We start from the raw sequence: 19,306 nt of genomic DNA, 5'->3' as shown, positions 1-19,306 counted from the left end.
GACGCGCCTCCGGCCCCTCCCTATCTTGCCGTTCGAAGTGCTGACCAATGTCCGATATTTCGAACGATCTAGTGAGAGCCGCGGAGTATCCATGTCACGCACCCGCTGGAGACTCGGTCTCAGCGTCACCGCCCTCCTGACGGCTTCCGCCCTGCTGCCGTCCCCGGCACACGCGGAGGCCGTCACCGACTACGCGATCACCGTCGACCCGTCCGCCGAGGGCGCCGCGATCGACGACACGATGTACGGCGTCTTCTACGAGGACATCAACCGTGCCGCCGACGGCGGCCTGTACGCCGAACTCGTGCAGAACCGGTCCTTCGAGTACTCCACCGCCGACAACGCCTCGTACACACCGCTCACCTCCTGGGCGGCCGAGGGCACGGCACAGGTCGTGAACGACGACGGCCGCCTGAACGAGCGCAACCGCAACTACCTCTCCCTGGGAGCCGGTTCCTCCGTCGCCAACGCCGGCTACAACACCGGCATCCGGGTGGAGAAGGGCAAGAAGTACGACTTCTCGGTGTGGACCCGCGCCGAGAGCGGCACCACCCTCACCGTCACCCTCCGGGACGCCGCCGGCACGCTCGCGAAGGTCCGCCAGGTCGCCGCGAAGGGGGAGTGGCGCAAGTACGCCGCCACCTTCACGGCGACCCGCACCAGCAGCCACGGCCGCCTCGCCGTCGCCACCACCGCCCCCGCCGCCCTCGACATGGTGTCCCTCTTCCCCCGCGACACCTACAAGCACCAGTCCAACGGCCTGCGCAAGGACCTCGCCGAGAAGATCGAGGCCCTCGACCCCGGCTTCCTGCGCTTCCCCGGCGGCTGCCTGGTCAACACCGGCTCCATGGAGGACTACAGCGAGGCGAGCGGCTGGCAGCGCGAGCGCAGCTACCAGTGGAAGGACACCATCGGCCCGGTCGAGGAGCGCGCCACCAACGCCAACTTCTGGGGCTACAACCAGAGCTACGGCCTCGGCTACTACGAGTACTTCCGCTTCGCCGAGGACATCGGCGCCATGCCGCTGCCCGTCGTGCCCGCCCTGGTCACCGGCTGCGGCCAGAACAAGGCCACCACCGACGACGCGCTGCTGAAGCGGCACATCCAGGACACCCTGGACCTCATCGAGTTCGCCAACGGCCCCCGCACCAGCGAGTGGGGGAGCAAGCGCGCCGAGATGGGCCACCCGAAGCCCTTCCACCTCACCCACATCGGCGTCGGCAACGAGGAGAACCTCCCCCGGGAGTTCATGGCCCGCTTCAAGGAGTTCCGCGCCGCCATCGAGGCGGAGTACCCGGACATCACCGTGGTCTCCAACTCCGGCCCGGACGACTCCGGCACCACCTTCGACACCGCCTGGCAGCTGAACCGCGAGGCGGGCGTCGAGATGGTCGACGAGCACTACTACAACAGCCCGCAGTGGTTCCTCCAGAACAACGACCGCTACGACTCGTACGACAGGAACGGCCCGAAGGTCTTCCTCGGCGAGTACGCCTCCCAGGGCAACGCCTGGAAGAACGCGCTGTCCGAGGCCGCCTTCATGACCGGCCTGGAGCGCAACGCGGACATCGTCAAGCTCGCCTCCTACGCCCCGCTGCTCGCCAACGAGGACTACGTGCAGTGGAGCCCGGACATGATCTGGTTCAACAACCACGCGTCCTGGAACTCGGCCAACTACGAGGTCCAGAAGCTCTTCATGAACAACACCGGTGACCGCGTCGTCCCCTCGAAGGCGACCGGCACGCCGGCCGTCAGCGGCCCCATCACCGGCGCCGTCGGCCTGTCGACCTGGGCGACCAGCGCGGCCTACGACGACGTGAAGGTGACGTCGGCGGACGGGAAGACCCTCCTGACCGACGACTTCTCCGGTGACGCGTCGCAGTGGACCCACTCGGGCGCCGGCAGCTGGACCGTCCAGGACGGCGCATACGTCCAGACCGACCCCGCCGCCGAGAACACCCTGGTCACGGCGGGTGACCCGGCCTGGAAGGACTACGACCTGCACGTGACGGCCACCAAGAAGTCCGGCAAGGAGGGCTTCCTCGTCGCCTTCGGCGTCAAGGACACCGGCAACTACTACTGGTGGAACCTGGGCGGCTGGAACAACACCCAGTCCGCTGTCGAGCAGGCCTCGGACGGCGGCAAGTCGACGCTCGTCTCCAAGGCCGGGTCGATCGAGACGGGCCGCGCCTACGACATCGACATCAAGGTGCGGGGCCGCCAGGTGACCCTCTACCTCGACGGCGAGGAGTGGGGCAGCTTCACCGACGACAAGCCGGCCGAGCCGTTCCGCCAGATCGTCACCGAGGACGCGCGGACCGGCGAGCTGATCGTCAAGGTCGTCAACGCCCAGGACACGGCGGCCCGCACCGCCGTCGACCTCGGCGGCGCCAAGGTCGCCTCCAAGGCCCGCGTCACCACGCTGGCCGCGGACCCGGACGCGGTCAACACCGAGACGGACACACCGGTCACCCCGGTGCGGTCGACCTTCTCGGGAGTGGCGGACGAGTTCACGTACACCTTCCCGGCGAACTCGGTGACGTTCCTGCGGATCGGGCAGCGGTAGGTTCCGCCCCGGGGCGGCCACGTCAGCACGCGTGGTCGCCCCGGGCCCCGAACCGGTGCGCCCCTCACCCGTGGCAGAAGTGACAGAAGACGCACCCCTCCCAGTGCGGCAGCGCGCTCAGTGCCCGGTGCCGTACGCAGGAGGCGTGGAGCGGTGATTGGCATTGAAGCGGGCTTTCTTCTGACGATTGCCGCACGTGTTCATGTCGCACCATTTGCGGGTGCGGCTTCGGCTGGTGTCGAAGAAGGCGGCTCGGCAGGTCGGCGAGGCACACAGGGCCAGTTTTCCGTCTCGTTCGCCCGAGACGATGCTGATCGCGTCGGCGGCGATCACGCTGAGGGCGTCTTCCACGCGGGAAGCCGAGCTGAGCTGCCATCGCCGCTTGCCCTCGGGCGTCAGGACGGCCGCGGCCCGACCCTGAGCACTGCGGTCGTTGATGACGTGGACGGCAGGTGCGGGGAGCGCCTCCTGCATCGCGGCCGCTGTCGCGGCGGCGTGGATCGACTCCCTCAGTTCCCGGGCGAGGTCGAGCTGGGCAGTGGTGCAGGAGTCCACGGCGAGGCCGTACACGGCCAGCCAGTCGACGAGCCGGTGCGGCACGGGAATCCGCTCCACGGCGTCGCCGTGACGCTCGGACAGGGTCCCCGTGAAGCTGGTCGCCAGGACCGAACCGAGGCGGAAGTCAGGGAAGCCGGCACGCATGGAACCACCATAGCCGGTTGCGGCGTGGCTCGGAGGACTGTTAGAACCGTCATAGCCGGTTCCATGCAGCCAGGAGGTCTCATGCCCCGCCCGACCAGCGACGTGCAAGCGTTTGAAGCCCGCGCAACCGACGCCGACCTCGACGATCTGCGCGCTCGACTGGCCGCGGCGCGACTGCCGGAGGCCGAGACGGTCCATGGCGCCGCGCCCGGCTCTCGCCGGTGGGAGCAGGGCGTTCCTCTCGCCGACCTCGTCGATGTCGTGGACTACTGGCGCACCGGGTACGACTGGCGGTCTTTCGAAGAGCGCCTTGACCGGATCGGCCAGTTCCGCACGACCGTCGACGGTCTGGGAATTCACTTCCTGCACCGCCGATCCGCGCGCGCGGACGCCACTCCTCTGATCTTGACCCACGGCTGGCCGGGCAGCATCGCCGAGTTCACCGATGTGGTCGAGGAGCTGGCGGATCCGAAGGATGCGGACGCGCCGGCGTTCCACGTCGTGGTCCCGTCGCTGCCGGGCTTCGGATACAGCGACAAGCCGGCCACCACCGGGTGGGGAACCGAAAAGATCGCGGCCGCATGGGTCGAACTGATGGGAAGGCTCGGCTACGGCAAGTTCGTGGCCCACGGCGGCGACTGGGGAGGCAATATCACCACGGTCCTCGGCGGCAGGTTCCCGGCGCACGTTCTCGGCATCCACACCACGTTCGCGGAGGCGCCGCCCGGGTTGACGACGGACGGGCTGACGGCGGTCGAGCGCCGGTGGACCGAGGAAACCCGCGATTTCTGGTGCCATCGCGCGGCGTACGCGAAGCAGCAGGCGACCCGGCCGCAGACCATCGGCTACTCACTCGTCGACTCGCCGGTCGGGCTTCTTGCCTGGATCCTCGACAAGTTCGCCGAGTGGTCGGACACCGAAGACAGCCCGTTCGAGACGATTCCCAGGGACCGCGTTCTCGACGACGTCACCCTGTACTGGCTGACGCGGACCGGCGCATCGTCGGCCCGCATCTACTACGAAAGCCACAACTCGCTGGACCCCGAACTCCGGGTCGACGTCCCGTCGGCGATCACTATGTACCCCCGCGACATCGAGAAGAGCCCGCGCGCCTGGGCACAGGAGCGGTACCGCCAGATCGTCCGCTGGAGGTCACCCGAGGCCGGGGGGCATTTCCCGTCGCTGGAGGCCCCCGAGTATTTCGTCAAAGACCTGCAAGAGGGCCTCGCGGCAGTGCTGGCCGCTCATCGGTGAACGCGGCTGGGCACGAATTGCATAAACGTGCAGTGATACGTATAGTCATGCCATCGAGGAGGAGGATGTCATGGCGGTACGTGCGGCGGTGGCCGGAGCGAGTGGGTATGCGGGCGGTGAGCTGCTGCGTCTGCTCCTCGCGCACCCCGAGGTCGAGGTCGGCGCCCTGACCGGCAACTCCAACGCCGGACAGCGGCTCGGCGCGCTGCAGCCGCATCTGCTGCCGCTGGCCGACCGGGTCCTGGAGGCGACGACGCCCGAGGTGCTGGCCGGGCACGATGTCGTCTTCCTCGCGCTGCCGCACGGGCAGTCCGCCGCCGTCGCCGAGCAGCTCGGGCCGGACGTACTGGTCGTGGACATGGGTGCCGACTTCCGGCTGAAGGACGCCGGTGACTGGGAGCAGTTCTACGGCTCCCCGCACGCCGGCACCTGGCCCTACGGCCTGCCCGAACTGCCGGGCGCCCGCGCCGCGCTGGAGGGGTCCAAGCGCGTCGCGGTGCCCGGTTGCTACCCGACCGCCGTGTCCGTGGCGCTCTTCCCGGCGTACGCCGCCTCGCTCGCCGAGCCCGAGGCCGTGATCGTCGCCGCCTCCGGCACCTCCGGCGCGGGCAAGGCGGCCAAGCCGCACCTCCTGGGCAGCGAGGTCATGGGCTCCATGTCGCCGTACGGCGTCGGCGGCGGCCACCGGCACACCCCCGAGATGATCCAGAACCTCGGCGCGGCCGCCGGAGAGCCGGTCTCCGTCTCCTTCACGCCGACCCTCGCGCCGATGCCCCGCGGCATCCTCGCCACCTGCACCGCCAAGGCGAAGCCCGGTGTCACCGCCGAGTCCGTCCGCGCCGCCTACGAGAAGACCTTCGCCGACGAACCGTTCGTGCACCTGCTGCCCGAGGGCCAGTGGCCGGCGACCGCGTCCGTCCACGGTTCCAACGCCGTTCAGATCCAGGTCGCGTACGACGCCGCCGCGGGCCGCATCATCGCCATCAGCGCCATCGACAACCTGGCCAAGGGCACCGCGGGCGGTGCCGTCCAGAGCATGAACATCGCCCTGGGTCTCGACGAGACCACCGGACTGACGACGATCGGAGTCGCGCCGTGAGTGTGACGGCAGCAAAGGGGTTCACGGCGGCCGGTATCGCCGCCGGAATCAAGGAGAGCGGCAACCCCGACCTGGCCCTCGTGGTCAACACCGGCCCCCGCCGCGCCGCCGCGGGCGTCTTCACCTCCAACCGCGTCAAGGCCGCGCCGGTGCTCTGGTCCGAGCAGGTGCTGAAGAGCGGGCAGGTGTCCGCCGTCGTCCTGAACTCGGGCGGCGCCAACGCCTGCACCGGCCCCAAGGGCTTCCAGGACACCCACGCCACCGCCGAGAAGGTCGCGGAGGTGCTCGGGACGGGTGCCGGAGAGGTCGCTGTCTGCTCCACCGGGCTCATCGGCGTACTGCTCCCCATGGACAAGCTGCTCCCGGGGGTGGAGACCGCCGCCGGTCAGCTCTCCGAGCACGGCGGCGAGAAGGCCGCCATCGCCATCAAGACCACCGACACCGTGCACAAGACGTCCGTCGTGACCAAGGACGGCTGGACCGTCGGCGGCATGGCCAAGGGCGCCGGCATGCTCGCTCCCGGCCTCGCCACCATGCTCGTCGTCCTCACCACCGACGCCGACCTCGACACCGGCGTACTCGACCGCGCCCTGCGCGACGCCACCCGGGTCACCTTCGACCGCGTCGACTCCGACGGCTGCATGTCCACCAACGACACGGTGCTGCTGCTCGCCTCGGGCGCCTCGGGCGTCACCCCGGAGTACGAGGCGTTCGCCGAAGCCGTACGGACCGTCTGCGACGACCTCGGGCAGCAGCTCATCCGGGACGCCGAGGGCGCCAGCAAGGACATCAAGGTCGAGGTCGTGAACGCCGCGACCGAGGACGACGCCGTCCAGGTGGGCCGCACCATCGCCCGCAACAACCTCCTCAAGTGCGCCATCCACGGCGAGGACCCCAACTGGGGCCGCGTCCTCTCCGCCATCGGCACCACGTCGGCCGCCTTCGAGCCGGACCGCCTCAACGTCGCCATCAACGGCGTCTGGGTCTGCAAGAACGGCGGCGTCGGCGAGGACCGCGAGCTGGTCGACATGCGCTACCGGGAAGTCCACATCGTGGCCGACCTCGCTGCCGGCGACGCCACCGCCACCATCTGGACCAACGACCTCACCGCCGACTACGTCCACGAGAACAGCGCGTACAGCTCATGAGTACGACGAGGAAGCACACCGCGCTCCCCAAGGCCCAGATCCTCATCGAGGCGCTGCCCTGGCTGACCCGGCACCACGGCAAGACCGTCGTCATCAAGTTCGGCGGCAACGCCATGGTGGACGAGGACCTGAAGGCCGCCTTCGCCCAGGACGTCGTCTTCCTGCGCCACGCCGGCCTCAAACCCGTCGTCGTCCACGGCGGCGGCCCGCAGATCAGCCGGGCGCTCGACAAGGCCGGCATCGTCAGCGAGTTCAAGGCCGGCCTGCGCGTCACCACCGAGGACGCCATGGACGTCGTACGGATGGTGCTGGCCGGGCAGGTGCAGCGCGAGCTGGTCGGACTGCTCAACCAGCACGGCCCGTTCGCCGTCGGCCTCACCGGCGAGGACGCGCACACCATCACCGCCACCAGGCACCAGCCCGAGATCGACGGCGAGTTCGTCGACATCGGACGGGTCGGTGAGATCACCGAGATCGACACCGGCGCCATCGAGGCGCTGCTCGCCGACGGCCGCATCCCGGTCGTCTCGTCGATCGCCCGCTCCCAGGACGACCACCATGTCTACAACGTCAATGCTGATACGGCGGCTGCGGCACTCGCTGCGGCGCTCGACGCCGAGACTCTCATGGTCCTCACCGACGTCGAGGGCCTCTACGAGGACTGGCCGAACTCCGACGAGGTGATCAGCCGCCTCACCGCGTCCCAGCTGGAGAAGCTGCTGCCGGACCTGTCCTCGGGCATGGTGCCGAAGATGGAGGGCTGCCTGCACGCCGTACGGGGCGGAGTCACCACCGCCCGCGTCATCGACGGCCGGGTCCAGCACTCGATCCTGCTGGAGATCTTCACCGACGAGGGCATCGGCACGATGGTCGTGCCCGACGAGCAAGAGGGGGATGCCGCATGACCAACCAGGAGCTGACCGGGCGGTGGCGGGGCGCGCTCATGAACAACTACGGCACCCCGCGCCTGCCCCTGGTGCGCGGCGAGGGATCCCGGCTCTGGGACGCCGACGGCAAGGAGTACCTCGACTTCGTCGGCGGCATCGCGGTCAACGCGCTCGGCCACGCCCATCCGGCCGTGGTGGAGGCGGTGAGCCGGCAGATCGCCTCCCTCGGCCACGTCTCCAACCTCTTCGTCGCCGAGCCGCCCGTCGCCCTCGCCGAGCGGCTGCTCCAGCGCTTCGGCCGCGACGGCAAGGTCTACTTCTGCAACTCCGGCGCCGAGGCCAGCGAGGGCGCCTTCAAGATCGGCCGGCTGACCGGGCGGCCGCACATGGTCGCCACCGACGGCGGCTTCCACGGCCGCACCATGGGCGCGCTGGCCCTGACCGGCCAGCCCGGCAAGCGGGAGCCGTTCCTGCCGCTGCCCGGCGACGTCACGCACGTACCGTACGGCGACCCGCAGGCGCTGGCCGCAGCGGTCACCGAGGAGACGGCGCTCGTGATCATCGAGCCGATCCAGGGGGAGAACGGCGTCGTCGTCCCGCCGCCCGGCTACCTGAAGGCCGCCAGGGCCATCACGGCCGCCACCGGCGCGCTGCTCGTCCTGGACGAGGTGCAGACCGGCATCGGCCGGACCGGGCACTGGTTCGAGTACCAGGCCCACGAGGGTGTCCTGCCGGACGTCGTCACCCTGGCCAAGGGCCTCGGCGGCGGACTGCCGCTGGGTGCGACGGTCGCCTTCGGCCGCGCGGCCGAGCTGCTCCAGCCCGGTCAGCACGGCACAACCTTCGGCGGCAACCCGGTCGCCTGCGCCGCCGGACTCGCGGTCCTCGACACCATCGCGGACGAGGGACTGCTGGACAACGTCAAGCGGCAGAGCGAGAAGATCCGCGGCGGAGTCGAGGCGCTCGGCCACCCGTTGATCGGCCACGTCCGGGGCGCGGGGCTGCTCCTGGGTATCGTGCTCACCGGGCCGCTCGCACCCCAGGTGCAGCAGGCGGCTCAGGACGCCGGAATCCTGGTGAACGCGCCCGCACCCGATGTCGTACGGCTGATGCCCGCGCTGAATCTCGGCGACGACGTGGTGGACGCGTTCCTCGGGGCGCTGCCCGGCATCCTTGACCAGGCCGCCGACGCGGCCCACGGGGACGGACGATCCGGAGAATGAGACGACGATGAGCCATGCGCAGGAGCACGAGCAGGCGACCGGGCCCGCCCTTCCGCAGACCCGCACCGCACGCCACCGCCGGATCGTGGACATCCTCAACCGGCAGGCGGTGCGCTCGCAGAGCCAGCTGGCGAAGCTGCTCGCCGACGACGGGCTGACCGTCACGCAGGCGACGCTCTCCCGGGACCTGGACGAGCTGAACGCGGTGAAGATCCGCAACACCGACGGCGACCTCATCTACGCGGTGCCCAGCGAGGGCGGCTTCCGCACCCCGCGGGCCCCGCTCGGGGAGTCGGCGAAGGAGGAGCGGATGCGGCGGCTCTCGGCGGAGCTGCTGATCTCCGCGGAGGCCTCCGCGAACCTCGTGGTCCTGCGGACCCCTCCGGGGGCGGCGCAGTTCCTCGCCTCGGCGATCGACCAGGCGGAGCTGCACGACATCCTCGGGACGATCGCGGGGGACGACACGCTGATGCTGATCAGCAGGGAGCCCACGGGTGGGCAGGCGCTGGCGGACCATCTGCTGCGGCTGGCTCAGAACGACCACTGAGCGCCGCGGCGGCTTGTGCCGTAGGCAGGGCGCGGGTGATCGGTGGCTGGTCGCGCATTTCCCGCGCCCCTTCGGCGCGCTGCGGGCAGTCCTGCCTCCGCCAGTGCCTGAACGGCCTGGGAGGTACCCCCAGGGGCGGCACGGGTGGGCACAGCGGCACCCCGCCAACGCGGGCGAGTGACACCCCGGTACCTCAGCCGCAGCGCCGTTCACTCACCAACACCGCTCACCCCAGCCACCCCGCCAAACCCCCCGTGCACCGCACCTCGTCCCCCGCGGTCACCAACAGCCCCTCGACCCCGTCCAGAGACTCCAGCCACCGCAACCCCTCCCGCGACCCCATCGCGAACGCCGCCGTCGCCCAGCAGTCCGCCCACGTCAGCCGTGGCGCCACCACCGTCACCGCCACCAGATCGGTCACCGCGGAGCGCCCGGTGCGCGGATCGACGACGTGCGCGCCCCGCTCCGCGCTGCCGGACGTCGCCACGGCCAGCTCGGCCGCCCCCGCGGCGGAGACGACGGCCGCCAGCCCGCCCGGACGCAGCGGATCCGACACACCGACCCGCCAAGGCCGCCCCGCCCCCGGCGTCCCCAGCAACTGCACGTCCCCGCCCCCGTTGACGCTGACGCCACTCGCACCCGCCGCCGCGACCCGCCGGGCGGCGCGTTCCACGGCCCAGCCCTTGACGATCCCGGTCGGATCGAGACGGCCCTGGTACGACGTGCTGAACCAGCCGTCGCTCACCCGCTCCGCCTCCGCCGCCAGTTCCAGCACCTCGGCGACCTCGGGCGGGCACGCGTCGACGGTCAGTTCACCGCGCGCCAGTCGCGAGATCCGGCTGCCCGCCCGATAGGTGCTGAACACCTCGTCGACCCGGTGCAGCCCCGCGACCGCCTCGTCCAGCGCCACTCGTACGGCCGCGGGTTCCCCGCCGCGGACGTCGAGGGAGAAGACGGTCCCCATCGTCTCCTCCACCCGACGTACCGCGGCGGGAGCCTGTGCGGGTTCGGCCACGGCGTCAGCCACCGGCCTGGTCCAGTGCCGATTGCAGGGACTGCTTGTATCCGGCACTGGTGTAGGTGGCGCCGGAGACGGCGTCGATGTCGGCGTTGCCGGCGGCGACGGCGGCCCGGTTGAGTTCGGGTACGGCGTTGGCGGTGACCTGGTCGCTCTGCCCGCCCTTGGGCGCCTGGAGGGTCTCGGCGCCCGTGATCTTCCCGCCGCTGACGGTGACACGGACCTGCACGGGCCCGTACTGGGTCTGCGCGGCGGCGCCGGTGAGCGTCTGAGTGCCCTGCGCGCCACCGCCCGCGCCTTCGCCGCCCGAACCCTCCCCGCCCGAGTCCTGTCCGGTGGACCCGGCGGCCGCCACCTGGTCCAGTGCCGATTGCAGGGACTGCTTGTATCCGGCGCTGGTGTAGGTGGCGCCGGAGACGGCGTCGATGTCGGCGTTGCCGGCGGCGACGGCGGCCCGGTTGAGTTCGGGTACGGCGTTGGCGGTGACCTGGTCGCTCTGCCCGCCCTTGGGCGCCTGCACGGCCTCGGCGCCCGTGATCTTCCCGCCGTTCACCGTGAGCCGGACCTGCACGGGGCCGTACTGGGTACTGGCCGCGTCACCCGTCACCGTGCCGGCGCCCGCGCCCCGCCCGCCCTGCGGCGACTGCGCGGCCACCGGCGGCGCCGCGCCGCCCGCCGCCGAGGCGGAGCCCGGGTCGGACGCCGGCTTCAGCGACAGCAGCAGCACGATCCCGGACACGGTCGCGGCCCCGGCGAGCACGGCACGCCGGACGGGGTGGCTTTTCCTCATCGGTCCTGAACTCCTGATGTCCGTCGCTCACATCTCGAACGACTCGTGATGGATACGGCGGGCGGGGACTCCCGCGCCGCGCAGTGCCTCGTACACCGACTGGGCGAAGCCGGGCGGCCCGCACAGGAAGACGTCGTGGCGGTCGACGTCCGGGATCTTGCGGCTCAGCGTCTCCGCGGAGATGTCGGGGCGCTCCCCGCCCGGGCTGTTCACCGCGTACATCAGCCGGGCCCCGCGCTCGTCGGCGATCCCGGCCAGCTCGTCCCACAGCGCCAGATCCTGGGTGCTGTTGGCCCGGTAGAGCAGGGTGATGTCGCCGGACGCGCCGGGCAGCGTCTCGAACAGCGCCCGCATCGGCGTGATCCCCACCCCGCCCGCCACGAGCAGCACCTTGCCGCGGCTGCGGCGCTGGGCGGTCAGCGCGCCGTACGGGCCCTCCGCCCACACCCGGGTGCCGGGCTCCAGCTCGCGCAGCCGGGCGCTGTGGTCGCCGATCGCCTTCACGGTGATCCGCAGCATGTCCGGGCGCGGCGCCGCCGACAGCGAGTACGGGTGCGAGCTGAACCGCATCCCCGGCGCCAGGAACCGCCAGCGGAAGAACTGCCCGGCCTCCGCGCCCATCCGGTGCAGGCGGCGCCCGCCGATCAGTACCGACACGATCCCGGGCGTCTCCTCGATCACCGCTTCGACCCGCATGCGGTGCCGCAGGTTGAGGCGGAGGGGCGTCAGGACGCGGTACCAGAGGACGAGCGCGGTCACCGTCCCGTACAGCGCGTACCAGACGGTCTCGGCGACCGGCTCGACGGCGAAGTCGTTGCCGGTGGTCAGCTGGTGCCAGAAGGTCAGGAACACCGCCACGTAGGTGAGCAGGTGCACGTGGTACCAGGCGTCGTACGGGATCCGGCGGCGGACCGGGCCGACGGACAGCAGTCCGATGAGGACCAGCAGCCCGGTGCCGACGGCCGCCTTGCCCATGTCCGGCAGCTGGTTCACGGAAGTGACCGTCTGTTGCACGATGTCACCGAGGCCCTTGCCGGCCTGGGCGGCGTGCCCCCACATGATCAGGAAGACGTGGGCGAGGACCAGGCAGAGGGTGTAGCGGCCCGTCATGGCGTGCCAGCGGGCGACCCGGTCGGAGCCCACCCGCCGCTCCAGCGCCGGCACGCGCGCCATCTGGAGCACCACCAGTGCCATCAGGTACCCGGCGAGCAGACCGGTGATCCGGCCCGCGTTGAGGATCATGCCGGTCTGGTCGGAGATGGCGGGCGTGTTGCGCCACCACAGCCACAACACGCCCGCCGCGCCCGCCCACACGGCGAGCAGCAGGGGGACGGCGGGGGAGCGGCGTGGACGGATGCGCCGCATCGTCTGACGGCGGGCGGCACGGCCGCCGGCGAGCGTGGTGGTCACGGTTCCTCCGTGGGGACTTGGCCCTTGGCCCACAGATACGCGCCGCACCCCCGGAGCGTTCAGTCCGTGCCGGTACTCCCGCCCCGGTTCAGTAGCGCGTGATCGCCGTCGCCCCGCCCGAGGTGCCGATCGCGATGTGCGGCCGGGCCGCCGGATCGGCCCACCGCAGGATGCGGCGCATCGCCTCCGCCGGCACCGACACGCAACCGGCCGTCGCCCCTCGCCCGTTGACGTGCAGGAAGATGCCCGCGCCGCGTCCGCGCACCGGGCGGTGGTAGTTGAAGCCGACGACCAGGGCGTGCGCGTACTGCGCCGTGTAGGTGATCAGGTGCTCGGCCTCGGCGGCGCGGCAGTCGGCGGGGCGCGGCTCGGTCCAGCGGTTGTAGGCACGGGAGGCGTTGTCCTGGCACCACCAGGCGTCCTGGGTCACCGGGCGGTACCGGTACGCCGTCCCGCGCGGCGCCGCCCGGATGCCGAAGGCGTACGGCAGGTCGTACAGCCCGGTCGGGGTGGTGTTCGTGCCCTGTTCGCGCGTCGCCCCGTCGGCCAGCCCGTTGGCCCCGAAGCGGGCCGGCGCGGAACCGGCCTTCACCCAACGGCCGCCGCCTGCGCCGCCGCCCCTGCGGTCCCACCAGGTGACCCGGCCCTCGGTCGAGCCGGTCCGCGGGGCGACCGCGGTGATCAGCTGGGTGCCGCCGCCGGTGTCCGCCATCCGGGCCGGCAGCGGCCGGGCAGCGGGCCCGCCGGCGGGCGCGGCACCGAGCACGAGGAGGGAGGCGGAGACGAGGACGGCGACGACACCGGGGCGCATGGGTCAGACGGTAGACGGGGGCAGCGGCAACGGCAGCCCGGGGAGGCCGTCCATGCTCGTCGCGATGTGCTCCTTCTTGGTGAAGTACGCACTGAGCGACGCGTCGTCCTCGCGGGCGAACCGCTTGCCGTGCAGGTCCCGGTCGCTCTCGTACGCCATGAAGGGGACGGCGTAGCCGCAGGAGTCACGGACGAGTTCCGCGTGCACGATGATGATCGCGCGCAGCCCGTGCTGGGTGGTGTCGATGTCGGGGAAGTGGGCGAGCAGCTCCGGGAAGCGGGGGTCGTCGCGGAAGACCGGTTCGCCGCGACCGTGCACCCGAACGATGTTCGGCGGCCCCTGGAAGGCGCACCACATCAGCGTGATCCGCCCGTTCTCGCGCAGATGGGCGACGGTCTCGGCGGTGGAGCCCGCGAAGTCGAGGTAGGCCACGGTGAGTTCGTCGAGCACCGCGAAGCTGCCCGTGAGGCCCTTGGGGGACAGGTTGACCGTGCCGTCGCCGGCCAGGGGAGCGGTGGCGGTGAAGAAGAGGGGCTGTGCCTCGATGAAGGTGCGGAGTCTGCCGTCTATGCGTTCATAAGTCTTTCCCATGTCTAACGATTATGGAGTGTGGGAGTGCGGAGTGTCTCGCCGACCTGCGAAATTGACGTTTCATGCAGCACTCTGCATACTCATGCAAGACGGTGATGGCACGGTGAGGAGCGACAAGTGAGCAACAACAGCGGTGACGTCCGGCTCTGGGGCGGCCGTTTCGCCGACGGTCCCGCCGAGGCGCTGGCGAAACTGTCCGCGTCCGTCCACTTCGACTGGCGGCTCGCGCCCTACGACATCGCCGGTTCGCGTGCCCACGCGCGCGTGCTGCACGCGGCGGGCCTGCTCACCGAGGACGAGCTGACCCGCATGGCCGCCGGGCTCGACCGGCTCGAGGCGGACGTCGCCGACGGCTCCTTCGTCGGCACCATCGCCGACGAGGACGTGCACACCGCCCTGGAGCGCGGCCTGCTGGAGCGGCTCGGCCCCGACCTCGGCGGCAAACTGCGTGCCGGGCGGTCCCGCAACGACCAGGTGGCGACCCTCTTCCGCATGTACCTGCGCGATCACGCCCGGACCGTCGGCGGTCTGATCGCCGATCTCCAGGACGCGCTGGTCGGCCTCGCCGAGGCCCACCCCGACGTGGCGATGCCCGGCCGCACCCACCTCCAGCACGCCCAGCCGGTGCTCTTCGCCCACCACGTCCTCGCCCACGTCCAGGCGCTGTCCCGGGACGCGGAGCGGCTGCGCCAGTGGGACGAGCGCACGGCCGTTTCGCCGTACGGTTCGGGTGCCCTGGCCGGTTCCTCCCTCGGCCTGGACCCGGAGGCGGTCGCGAAGGACCTCGGCTTCGAGCACGGCAGCGCCGGCAACTCCATCGACGGCACGGCCTCCCGCGACTTCGTCGCCGAGTTCGCCTTCATCACCGCGATGATCGGCGTGAACGTCTCCCGGATCGCCGAGGAGATCATCATCTGGAACACGAAGGAGTTCTCCTTCGTGACCCTGCACGACGCCTTCTCCACCGGCTCGTCGATCATGCCGCAGAAGAAGAACCCGGACATCGCCGAGCTGGCGCGCGGCAAGTCCGGCCGTCTGATCGGCAACCTCACCGGCCTGATGGCCACTCTCAAGGCCCTCCCGCTCGCGTACAACCGCGACCTCCAGGAGGACAAGGAGCCGGTCTTCGACTCCATCGACCAGCTGGAGGTCCTGCTCCCCGCCTTCACCGGCATGATGGCCACCCTCACCGTGCACCGGGAGCGGATGGAGGAGCTGGCCCCGGCCGGGTTCTCGCTCGCCACCGACATCGCCGAGTGGCTGGTCAAGCAGGGCGTGCCGTTCCGTGTCGCGCACGAGGTGGCCGGTGAGTGCGTGAAGGCGGCCGAGGCCGAGGGCAAGGAGCTGGACGAGCTGACCGACGAGCAGTTCGCGAAGATCTCCGCCCACCTGACCCCCGAGGTGCGCACCGTCCTCGACGTCCCCGGCGCGCTCGCCTCCCGCAGCGGCCGCGGCGGTACGGCACCCAGTGCGGTCGCCGTCCAGCTCGCCGAGGTCAAGGCGGACGTGGCCGGCCAGCACGCGTGGGCGAACGCCAAGAAGTAGCAGCCGGTGTGTCCGAGGGGCATCGCGGTTACGTTGGTGGCAGCTCAGCAGCTCAGCAGCTCAGCAGCTCAGCAGCTCAGCAGCTCAGCAGCTCAGCAGCTTCAACAGCTCCAGCAGCCGACCGAACGGAGCCCGCGATGCCCTTCGCCCGCCTGGCCGCGGCCACGACCCCCACCTGCCACATCGGCCTGGGTCTCGCCGCCGTCGGCCGCCCCGGCTACATCAATCTCGGCCGTGACCGGGACCTGCCGGCCGACCGCAGCGTCGAGGCGATGCGCGAGCGCACCCACGACATCCTCGACGCCGCCTACGCGCAGGGGGTCCGGTACTTCGACGCGGCCCGCTCCTACGGGCGCTCGGAGGAGTTCCTCGCCGACTGGCTCCGGGAGCGCCCAGACGTGGACGACGTGGTCGTCGGCAGCAAGTGGGGCTACACCTACACGGCCGACTGGTCGGCCGACGCCGAGCGGCACGAGGTCAAGGACCACGGCGTCGCGACGTACGAGCGCCAGCGCGCCGAGACCGACGCCCTGCTCGGCGACCTGCTCGACCTCTACCAGATCCATTCGCTGACCCCCGACAGTCCGGCACTCACCGACAAGGAGCTGCACGCCAAGCTGGCCGAGGCCGCCGCGCGGGGTGTCACCGTCGGATTCTCCACCAGTGGTCCCGCCCAGGCCGACGCGATCCGTGCCGCGCTCGCCGTGACCGTCGACGGCGAACCCCTCTTCCGTACCGTCCAGTCGACGTACAACGTGCTCGACACCTCCGCCGGGCCCGCGCTGGCCGAGGCGCACGAGGCCGGGCTCACCGTGATCGTCAAGGAGGGCATGGCCAACGGCCGCCTCGCGGAGCCGCATGCGCCGGCGGCCCTGAAGGCCGTGGCGGAGGAGACCGCCCTGGGCTGCGACGCGGTCGCCCTCGCGCTGATCCTGCGGCAGCCCTGGGCCGGCGTCGTCCTCTCCGGTGCCGCGACCGTGAACCAGCTCGGCTCCAACCTCCACGCCGCCGCCGTCGACCTCGACGACGACCAGGTGGCGCGTCTCGGCGCGCTCGTCGAGGACCCGGGCGCCTACTGGGAGCGGCGCGGGCAGCTGCCCTGGCACTGACCTGTCCCGTGGTCGTGAGGTGAGTCACGCATGCCCTATGTGAGACAATAGTGTCTCATGTGGGTTATCGTTGTCTCATGGCTGTTGACCGTGACCAGGTACTGCGCAGTGCCGCCGCCCTGCTGACCCGCAGAGCCACCGCGACCATGGACGAGGTCGCCAGGGCGGCCGGGCTGAGCCGGGCCACGCTGCACCGGCACTTCGCCGGGCGCGACGCCCTCGTCCGGGCGCTGGAGTCCCTCGGCATCGCCGAGTGCGAGGCCGCCCTGGACGCGGCCCGCCTCGACGACGGGCCGGCGGCCGAAGCGGTGCGCCGGCTCGTGCGCGAGATCGAGCCCGCCGCCGGCCTGCTCGCCTTCCTCTACACCGAGAACCAGCTGTTCGAGGGCGAGGAGCAGAACGAGGGCTGGGCCCGCATCGACGCCCGGATGGCCGCGGTGTTCCGCCGCGGCCAGGAGAACGGCGAGTTCCGCATCGACCTCACCCCCGCCTGGCTCACCGAGGCCCTCTACGGGCTGCTGGGCGCCTGCGCCTGGGCCGTGACCGAGGGCCGTGTGGCCCGCAACGACTTCACCCACATGACCGTCGAGCTGCTGCTCGGCGGCGCACTTCGGAGAGAGTGAACCATGACCCGCACCCTGCAGTCGGCGCAGTCGACCGAGGCGGTGAAGCGCCCCGGCCGCTGGCTCGCGCTGTCCGTCCTCGTGCTGGCCGTGCTGCTGGTGGCCGTCGACGCGACCGTTCTCGGTCTCGCGACCCCCTACATCAGTGAGGATCTCGCCCCCTCCGGCACCCAGTTGCTCTGGATCGGCGACGTCTACTCCTTCGTCATCGCCGGTCTGCTGGTCTCCATGGGCAGCCTCGGCGACCGCATCGGCCGCAAGCGGATCCTGCTCGTCGGCGCCACGGCGTTCGGCGCGATCTCGGTCCTCAACGCCTACGCGTCCACGCCCGAGCTGATGATCGTCGCCCGGGCCCTGCTCGGCGTCGCGGGCGCCACCCTGATGCCCGCCACCCTCGCCCTGATCCGCAACCTCTTCCACGACCCGCGCGAACGCAGCCTCGCCGTGGGCATATGGGGCGCCGCGGCCTCGGCCGGCGCGGCGGTCGGTCCCGTGGTCGGCGGTTTCCTGCTGGAGCACTTCTGGTGGGGCTCGGTCTTCCTCATCAACCTGCCCGTGATGGCCGTCCTGGTCGTCGTCGGCGTCAAGCTCCTGCCCGAGTCCCGCAACCCGAACCCGGGCCCCTGGGACCTGCTCAGCGTCACCCTCTCGCTGGTCGGCATGGTCGGCGTCGTGTACGCCGTCAAGGAGGCCGCCGCGCACGGGTTCGCGTGGGCCACGCTCGCCGCCGGTCTGCTCGGCGCCGCCGCCCTGTACGGGTTCGTCCGCCGCCAGCTGACCATGCCGGTCCCGCTGCTCGACATGCGGCTGTTCCGCAACCGCGGCTTCAGCGGTGCGGTGCTGGCCGACCTGCTGACCATCCTGGGCCTGTCCGGGCTGGTGTTCTTCCTCTCCCAGTACCTGCAACTCGTACAGGGCAGGCGCCCGTTCGAGGCAGGGCTGGCCGAACTGCCCGCCGCCATCGGTGCGGTGGTGGCCGGCCTGATCGCCGGCCGTGCGGCCCGGCGCTTCTCGGTCCGTGCCGTGGTCTCCGGCGGTCTCGCCGCCGTCGGCCTCGCGCTGGCCGCGCTGACCGTCATCGGCCAGAACACCGGCTACCCACTGCTCGGCGCGGTCCTGCTCGTCGTCGGCGTGGGCGCCGGCTTCTCGTTCACCGTCACCGCCGACGTGATCCTGTCCAGTGTGCCGGGCGAACAGGCGGGAGCCGCCTCCGCGGTCTCCGAGACGGCGTACGAACTCGGCGCCGCCCTCGGCATCGCGGTGCTCGGCTCCATCGTGACCGGCGTCTACCGAGACTTCACCGGCCCGGACGGCACCCCGGCCGCGGCACACGAGTCGCTGGGCGGTGCGGTGGAGGTCGCCTCGGACCTCCCCGCGCACACGGCCGAGGCCATGTTGAACGCCGCCCGCCAGGCCTTCGTCGACGGCCTGACCCTCGCGGCGGGCGTCGGCGCGGCCGTCCTCCTGGCCGCCGCCGTGGCGTCCTGGTTCCTGCTGCGGGGCCAGCGCCTGGAGGACGGGGTGGAACACCCGTAGGGAGTCGGCCGAGTCGGCCGGGGCGTACCTCCGGCCGGCCGGGGCCGGGCCGGGCGCGCGGGAACACCCGCCGGGAAAGTCGGCTACGCGCCGGCCCCCGCCCGGCCGGTCTCCGGCAGCCGGCGACACCGGCCGGGGCAGGCCCCGGAGGCGGCCCCCGCCTCGGTCGCCGGACGCCGTCCCCGCGGCACGACGCCGTTGCGCCGGTGCCGAGGGCCGCGGGCTGGGCGGACCGGAACGCGCGGACAAGGCGAAGACGGGGCCCGTGCAGCCGAACACGGCGCCCGTGCAGCCGATACGACGCCCGTGCGGTCGACGCGGAGTCCGGTGTATGCGATACGGCACTTGTGCGGTCGACGCGGAGTCCGGTGTACGTGACATGGCGCCCGTGCACGCGACACGGCGTCCCGGCGGCAGCCCCCAGCCCCCAGCCCCCAGCCCCTCTGC

At 71.5% G+C, this 19,306-nt stretch carries 17 protein-coding genes; 11 read left to right on the top strand and 6 right to left on the bottom strand.

Annotated elements, in window-relative coordinates; translation table 11 throughout:
- The first annotated feature begins 91 nt into the window (after positions 1–91).
- Positions 92–2,566, top strand: coding sequence for an alpha-L-arabinofuranosidase C-terminal domain-containing protein (locus ACFW48_RS37580; RefSeq protein ID WP_386323006.1), 2,475 nt, complete (start codon positions 92–94; stop codon positions 2,564–2,566).
- A gap of 117 nt (positions 2,567–2,683) precedes the next feature.
- On the opposite strand, the gene ACFW48_RS37575 is transcribed toward ACFW48_RS37580, so the two are convergent.
- On the bottom strand, positions 2,684–3,268 hold the full coding sequence (locus ACFW48_RS37575) for a CGNR zinc finger domain-containing protein (protein ID WP_386323004.1): 585 nt from the start codon (positions 3,266–3,268) through the stop codon (positions 2,684–2,686).
- A gap of 81 nt (positions 3,269–3,349) precedes the next feature.
- Between ACFW48_RS37575 and ACFW48_RS37570 the strand changes: the two genes are divergently transcribed.
- From ACFW48_RS37570 to ACFW48_RS37545, 6 genes are all read left to right on the top strand, one after another.
- Complete coding sequence (locus ACFW48_RS37570) at positions 3,350–4,522, top strand: epoxide hydrolase (RefSeq protein ID WP_386323003.1); 1,173 nt, start codon at positions 3,350–3,352, stop codon at positions 4,520–4,522.
- Between the two features lie 70 nt (positions 4,523–4,592).
- Positions 4,593–5,621 (top strand): N-acetyl-gamma-glutamyl-phosphate reductase, encoded by a 1,029-nt coding sequence (gene argC / locus ACFW48_RS37565; RefSeq protein WP_386323001.1) that lies wholly within the window; start codon positions 4,593–4,595, stop codon positions 5,619–5,621.
- Complete coding sequence (argJ, locus tag ACFW48_RS37560) at positions 5,618–6,769, top strand: bifunctional glutamate N-acetyltransferase/amino-acid acetyltransferase ArgJ (protein WP_386322999.1); 1,152 nt, start codon at positions 5,618–5,620, stop codon at positions 6,767–6,769. Before argC ends, argJ begins: the two co-directional genes overlap by 4 nt.
- The gene (gene argB, locus ACFW48_RS37555) at positions 6,766–7,674 is read left to right on the top strand and encodes an acetylglutamate kinase (RefSeq protein ID WP_386322997.1); all 909 of its coding nucleotides are present in this window, start codon (positions 6,766–6,768) and stop codon (positions 7,672–7,674) included. Before argJ ends, argB begins: the two co-directional genes overlap by 4 nt.
- Positions 7,671–8,879, top strand: coding sequence for an acetylornithine transaminase (locus tag ACFW48_RS37550; protein ID WP_386322995.1), 1,209 nt, complete (start codon positions 7,671–7,673; stop codon positions 8,877–8,879). Before argB ends, ACFW48_RS37550 begins: the two co-directional genes overlap by 4 nt.
- 7 nt (positions 8,880–8,886) lie before the next feature.
- Complete coding sequence (locus tag ACFW48_RS37545; RefSeq protein ID WP_386322993.1) at positions 8,887–9,426, top strand: arginine repressor; 540 nt, start codon at positions 8,887–8,889, stop codon at positions 9,424–9,426.
- Between the two features lie 226 nt (positions 9,427–9,652).
- On the opposite strand, the gene ACFW48_RS37540 is transcribed toward ACFW48_RS37545, so the two are convergent.
- The 5 genes from ACFW48_RS37540 to ACFW48_RS37520 all read right to left on the bottom strand — a co-directional run bounded on the left by ACFW48_RS37540 (position 9,653) and on the right by ACFW48_RS37520 (position 14,046).
- Complete coding sequence (locus ACFW48_RS37540; protein ID WP_386323023.1) at positions 9,653–10,390, bottom strand: FAD:protein FMN transferase; 738 nt, start codon at positions 10,388–10,390, stop codon at positions 9,653–9,655.
- Positions 10,391–10,445: 55 nt separating this feature from the next.
- A complete protein-coding gene (locus ACFW48_RS37535) occupies positions 10,446–11,234 on the bottom strand; it encodes an FMN-binding protein (RefSeq protein WP_386322991.1) in 789 nt (262 codons plus the stop codon).
- A gap of 27 nt (positions 11,235–11,261) precedes the next feature.
- The gene (locus ACFW48_RS37530) at positions 11,262–12,644 is read right to left on the bottom strand and encodes a ferric reductase-like transmembrane domain-containing protein (RefSeq protein ID WP_386322989.1); all 1,383 of its coding nucleotides are present in this window, start codon (positions 12,642–12,644) and stop codon (positions 11,262–11,264) included.
- Between the two features lie 88 nt (positions 12,645–12,732).
- The gene (locus ACFW48_RS37525; RefSeq protein ID WP_386322987.1) at positions 12,733–13,455 is read right to left on the bottom strand and encodes a L,D-transpeptidase; all 723 of its coding nucleotides are present in this window, start codon (positions 13,453–13,455) and stop codon (positions 12,733–12,735) included.
- Between the two features lie 3 nt (positions 13,456–13,458).
- Positions 13,459–14,046: a pyridoxamine 5'-phosphate oxidase family protein gene (locus ACFW48_RS37520; protein ID WP_386322986.1), complete on the bottom strand. Its 588-nt coding sequence runs from the start codon at positions 14,044–14,046 to the stop codon at positions 13,459–13,461.
- 117 nt (positions 14,047–14,163) lie between these two features.
- On the opposite strand from ACFW48_RS37520, the gene argH reads away from it, so the two are divergent.
- The 4 genes from argH (at position 14,164) to ACFW48_RS37500 (ending at position 18,859) form a co-directional block, all read left to right on the top strand.
- On the top strand, positions 14,164–15,591 hold the full coding sequence (gene argH, locus ACFW48_RS37515; RefSeq protein ID WP_386322984.1) for an argininosuccinate lyase: 1,428 nt from the start codon (positions 14,164–14,166) through the stop codon (positions 15,589–15,591).
- Positions 15,592–15,728: 137 nt separating this feature from the next.
- Complete coding sequence (locus tag ACFW48_RS37510) at positions 15,729–16,700, top strand: aldo/keto reductase (protein ID WP_386322982.1); 972 nt, start codon at positions 15,729–15,731, stop codon at positions 16,698–16,700.
- A 77-nt stretch (positions 16,701–16,777) separates the two neighbouring features.
- Positions 16,778–17,323: a TetR/AcrR family transcriptional regulator gene (locus ACFW48_RS37505; RefSeq protein WP_386322981.1), complete on the top strand. Its 546-nt coding sequence runs from the start codon at positions 16,778–16,780 to the stop codon at positions 17,321–17,323.
- A gap of 3 nt (positions 17,324–17,326) precedes the next feature.
- Positions 17,327–18,859, top strand: coding sequence for an MFS transporter (locus ACFW48_RS37500; RefSeq protein ID WP_386322979.1), 1,533 nt, complete (start codon positions 17,327–17,329; stop codon positions 18,857–18,859).
- Positions 18,860–19,306: the final 447 nt, after the last annotated feature.

It is taken from the genome of Streptomyces sp. NPDC058812 (assembly GCF_042744565.1).
In the GTDB taxonomy this organism is placed as follows: Bacteria; Actinomycetota; Actinomycetes; order Streptomycetales; family Streptomycetaceae; genus Streptomyces; species Streptomyces thinghirensis.
The sequence above is the reverse complement of the archived record's forward strand: the minus strand, read 5'-3'. Positions and strand labels throughout refer to the sequence as shown.

Coding starts and splice junctions, on each gene's coding strand:
- ACFW48_RS37580 (WP_386323006.1), top strand. CDS start 92: ATGTCACGCACCCGCTGGAGACTCGGTCTCAGCGTCACCGCCCTCCTG.
- ACFW48_RS37575 (WP_386323004.1), bottom strand. CDS start 3,268: ATGCGTGCCGGCTTCCCTGACTTCCGCCTCGGTTCGGTCCTGGCGACC.
- ACFW48_RS37570 (WP_386323003.1), top strand. CDS start 3,350: ATGCCCCGCCCGACCAGCGACGTGCAAGCGTTTGAAGCCCGCGCAACC.
- argC (WP_386323001.1), top strand. CDS start 4,593: ATGGCGGTACGTGCGGCGGTGGCCGGAGCGAGTGGGTATGCGGGCGGT.
- argB (WP_386322997.1), top strand. CDS start 6,766: ATGAGTACGACGAGGAAGCACACCGCGCTCCCCAAGGCCCAGATCCTC.
- ACFW48_RS37550 (WP_386322995.1), top strand. CDS start 7,671: ATGACCAACCAGGAGCTGACCGGGCGGTGGCGGGGCGCGCTCATGAAC.
- ACFW48_RS37545 (WP_386322993.1), top strand. CDS start 8,887: ATGAGCCATGCGCAGGAGCACGAGCAGGCGACCGGGCCCGCCCTTCCG.
- ACFW48_RS37540 (WP_386323023.1), bottom strand. CDS start 10,390: ATGGGGACCGTCTTCTCCCTCGACGTCCGCGGCGGGGAACCCGCGGCC.
- ACFW48_RS37535 (WP_386322991.1), bottom strand. CDS start 11,234: ATGAGGAAAAGCCACCCCGTCCGGCGTGCCGTGCTCGCCGGGGCCGCG.
- ACFW48_RS37525 (WP_386322987.1), bottom strand. CDS start 13,455: ATGCGCCCCGGTGTCGTCGCCGTCCTCGTCTCCGCCTCCCTCCTCGTG.
- ACFW48_RS37520 (WP_386322986.1), bottom strand. CDS start 14,046: ATGGGAAAGACTTATGAACGCATAGACGGCAGACTCCGCACCTTCATC.
- ACFW48_RS37510 (WP_386322982.1), top strand. CDS start 15,729: ATGCCCTTCGCCCGCCTGGCCGCGGCCACGACCCCCACCTGCCACATC.
- ACFW48_RS37505 (WP_386322981.1), top strand. CDS start 16,778: ATGGCTGTTGACCGTGACCAGGTACTGCGCAGTGCCGCCGCCCTGCTG.
- ACFW48_RS37500 (WP_386322979.1), top strand. CDS start 17,327: ATGACCCGCACCCTGCAGTCGGCGCAGTCGACCGAGGCGGTGAAGCGC.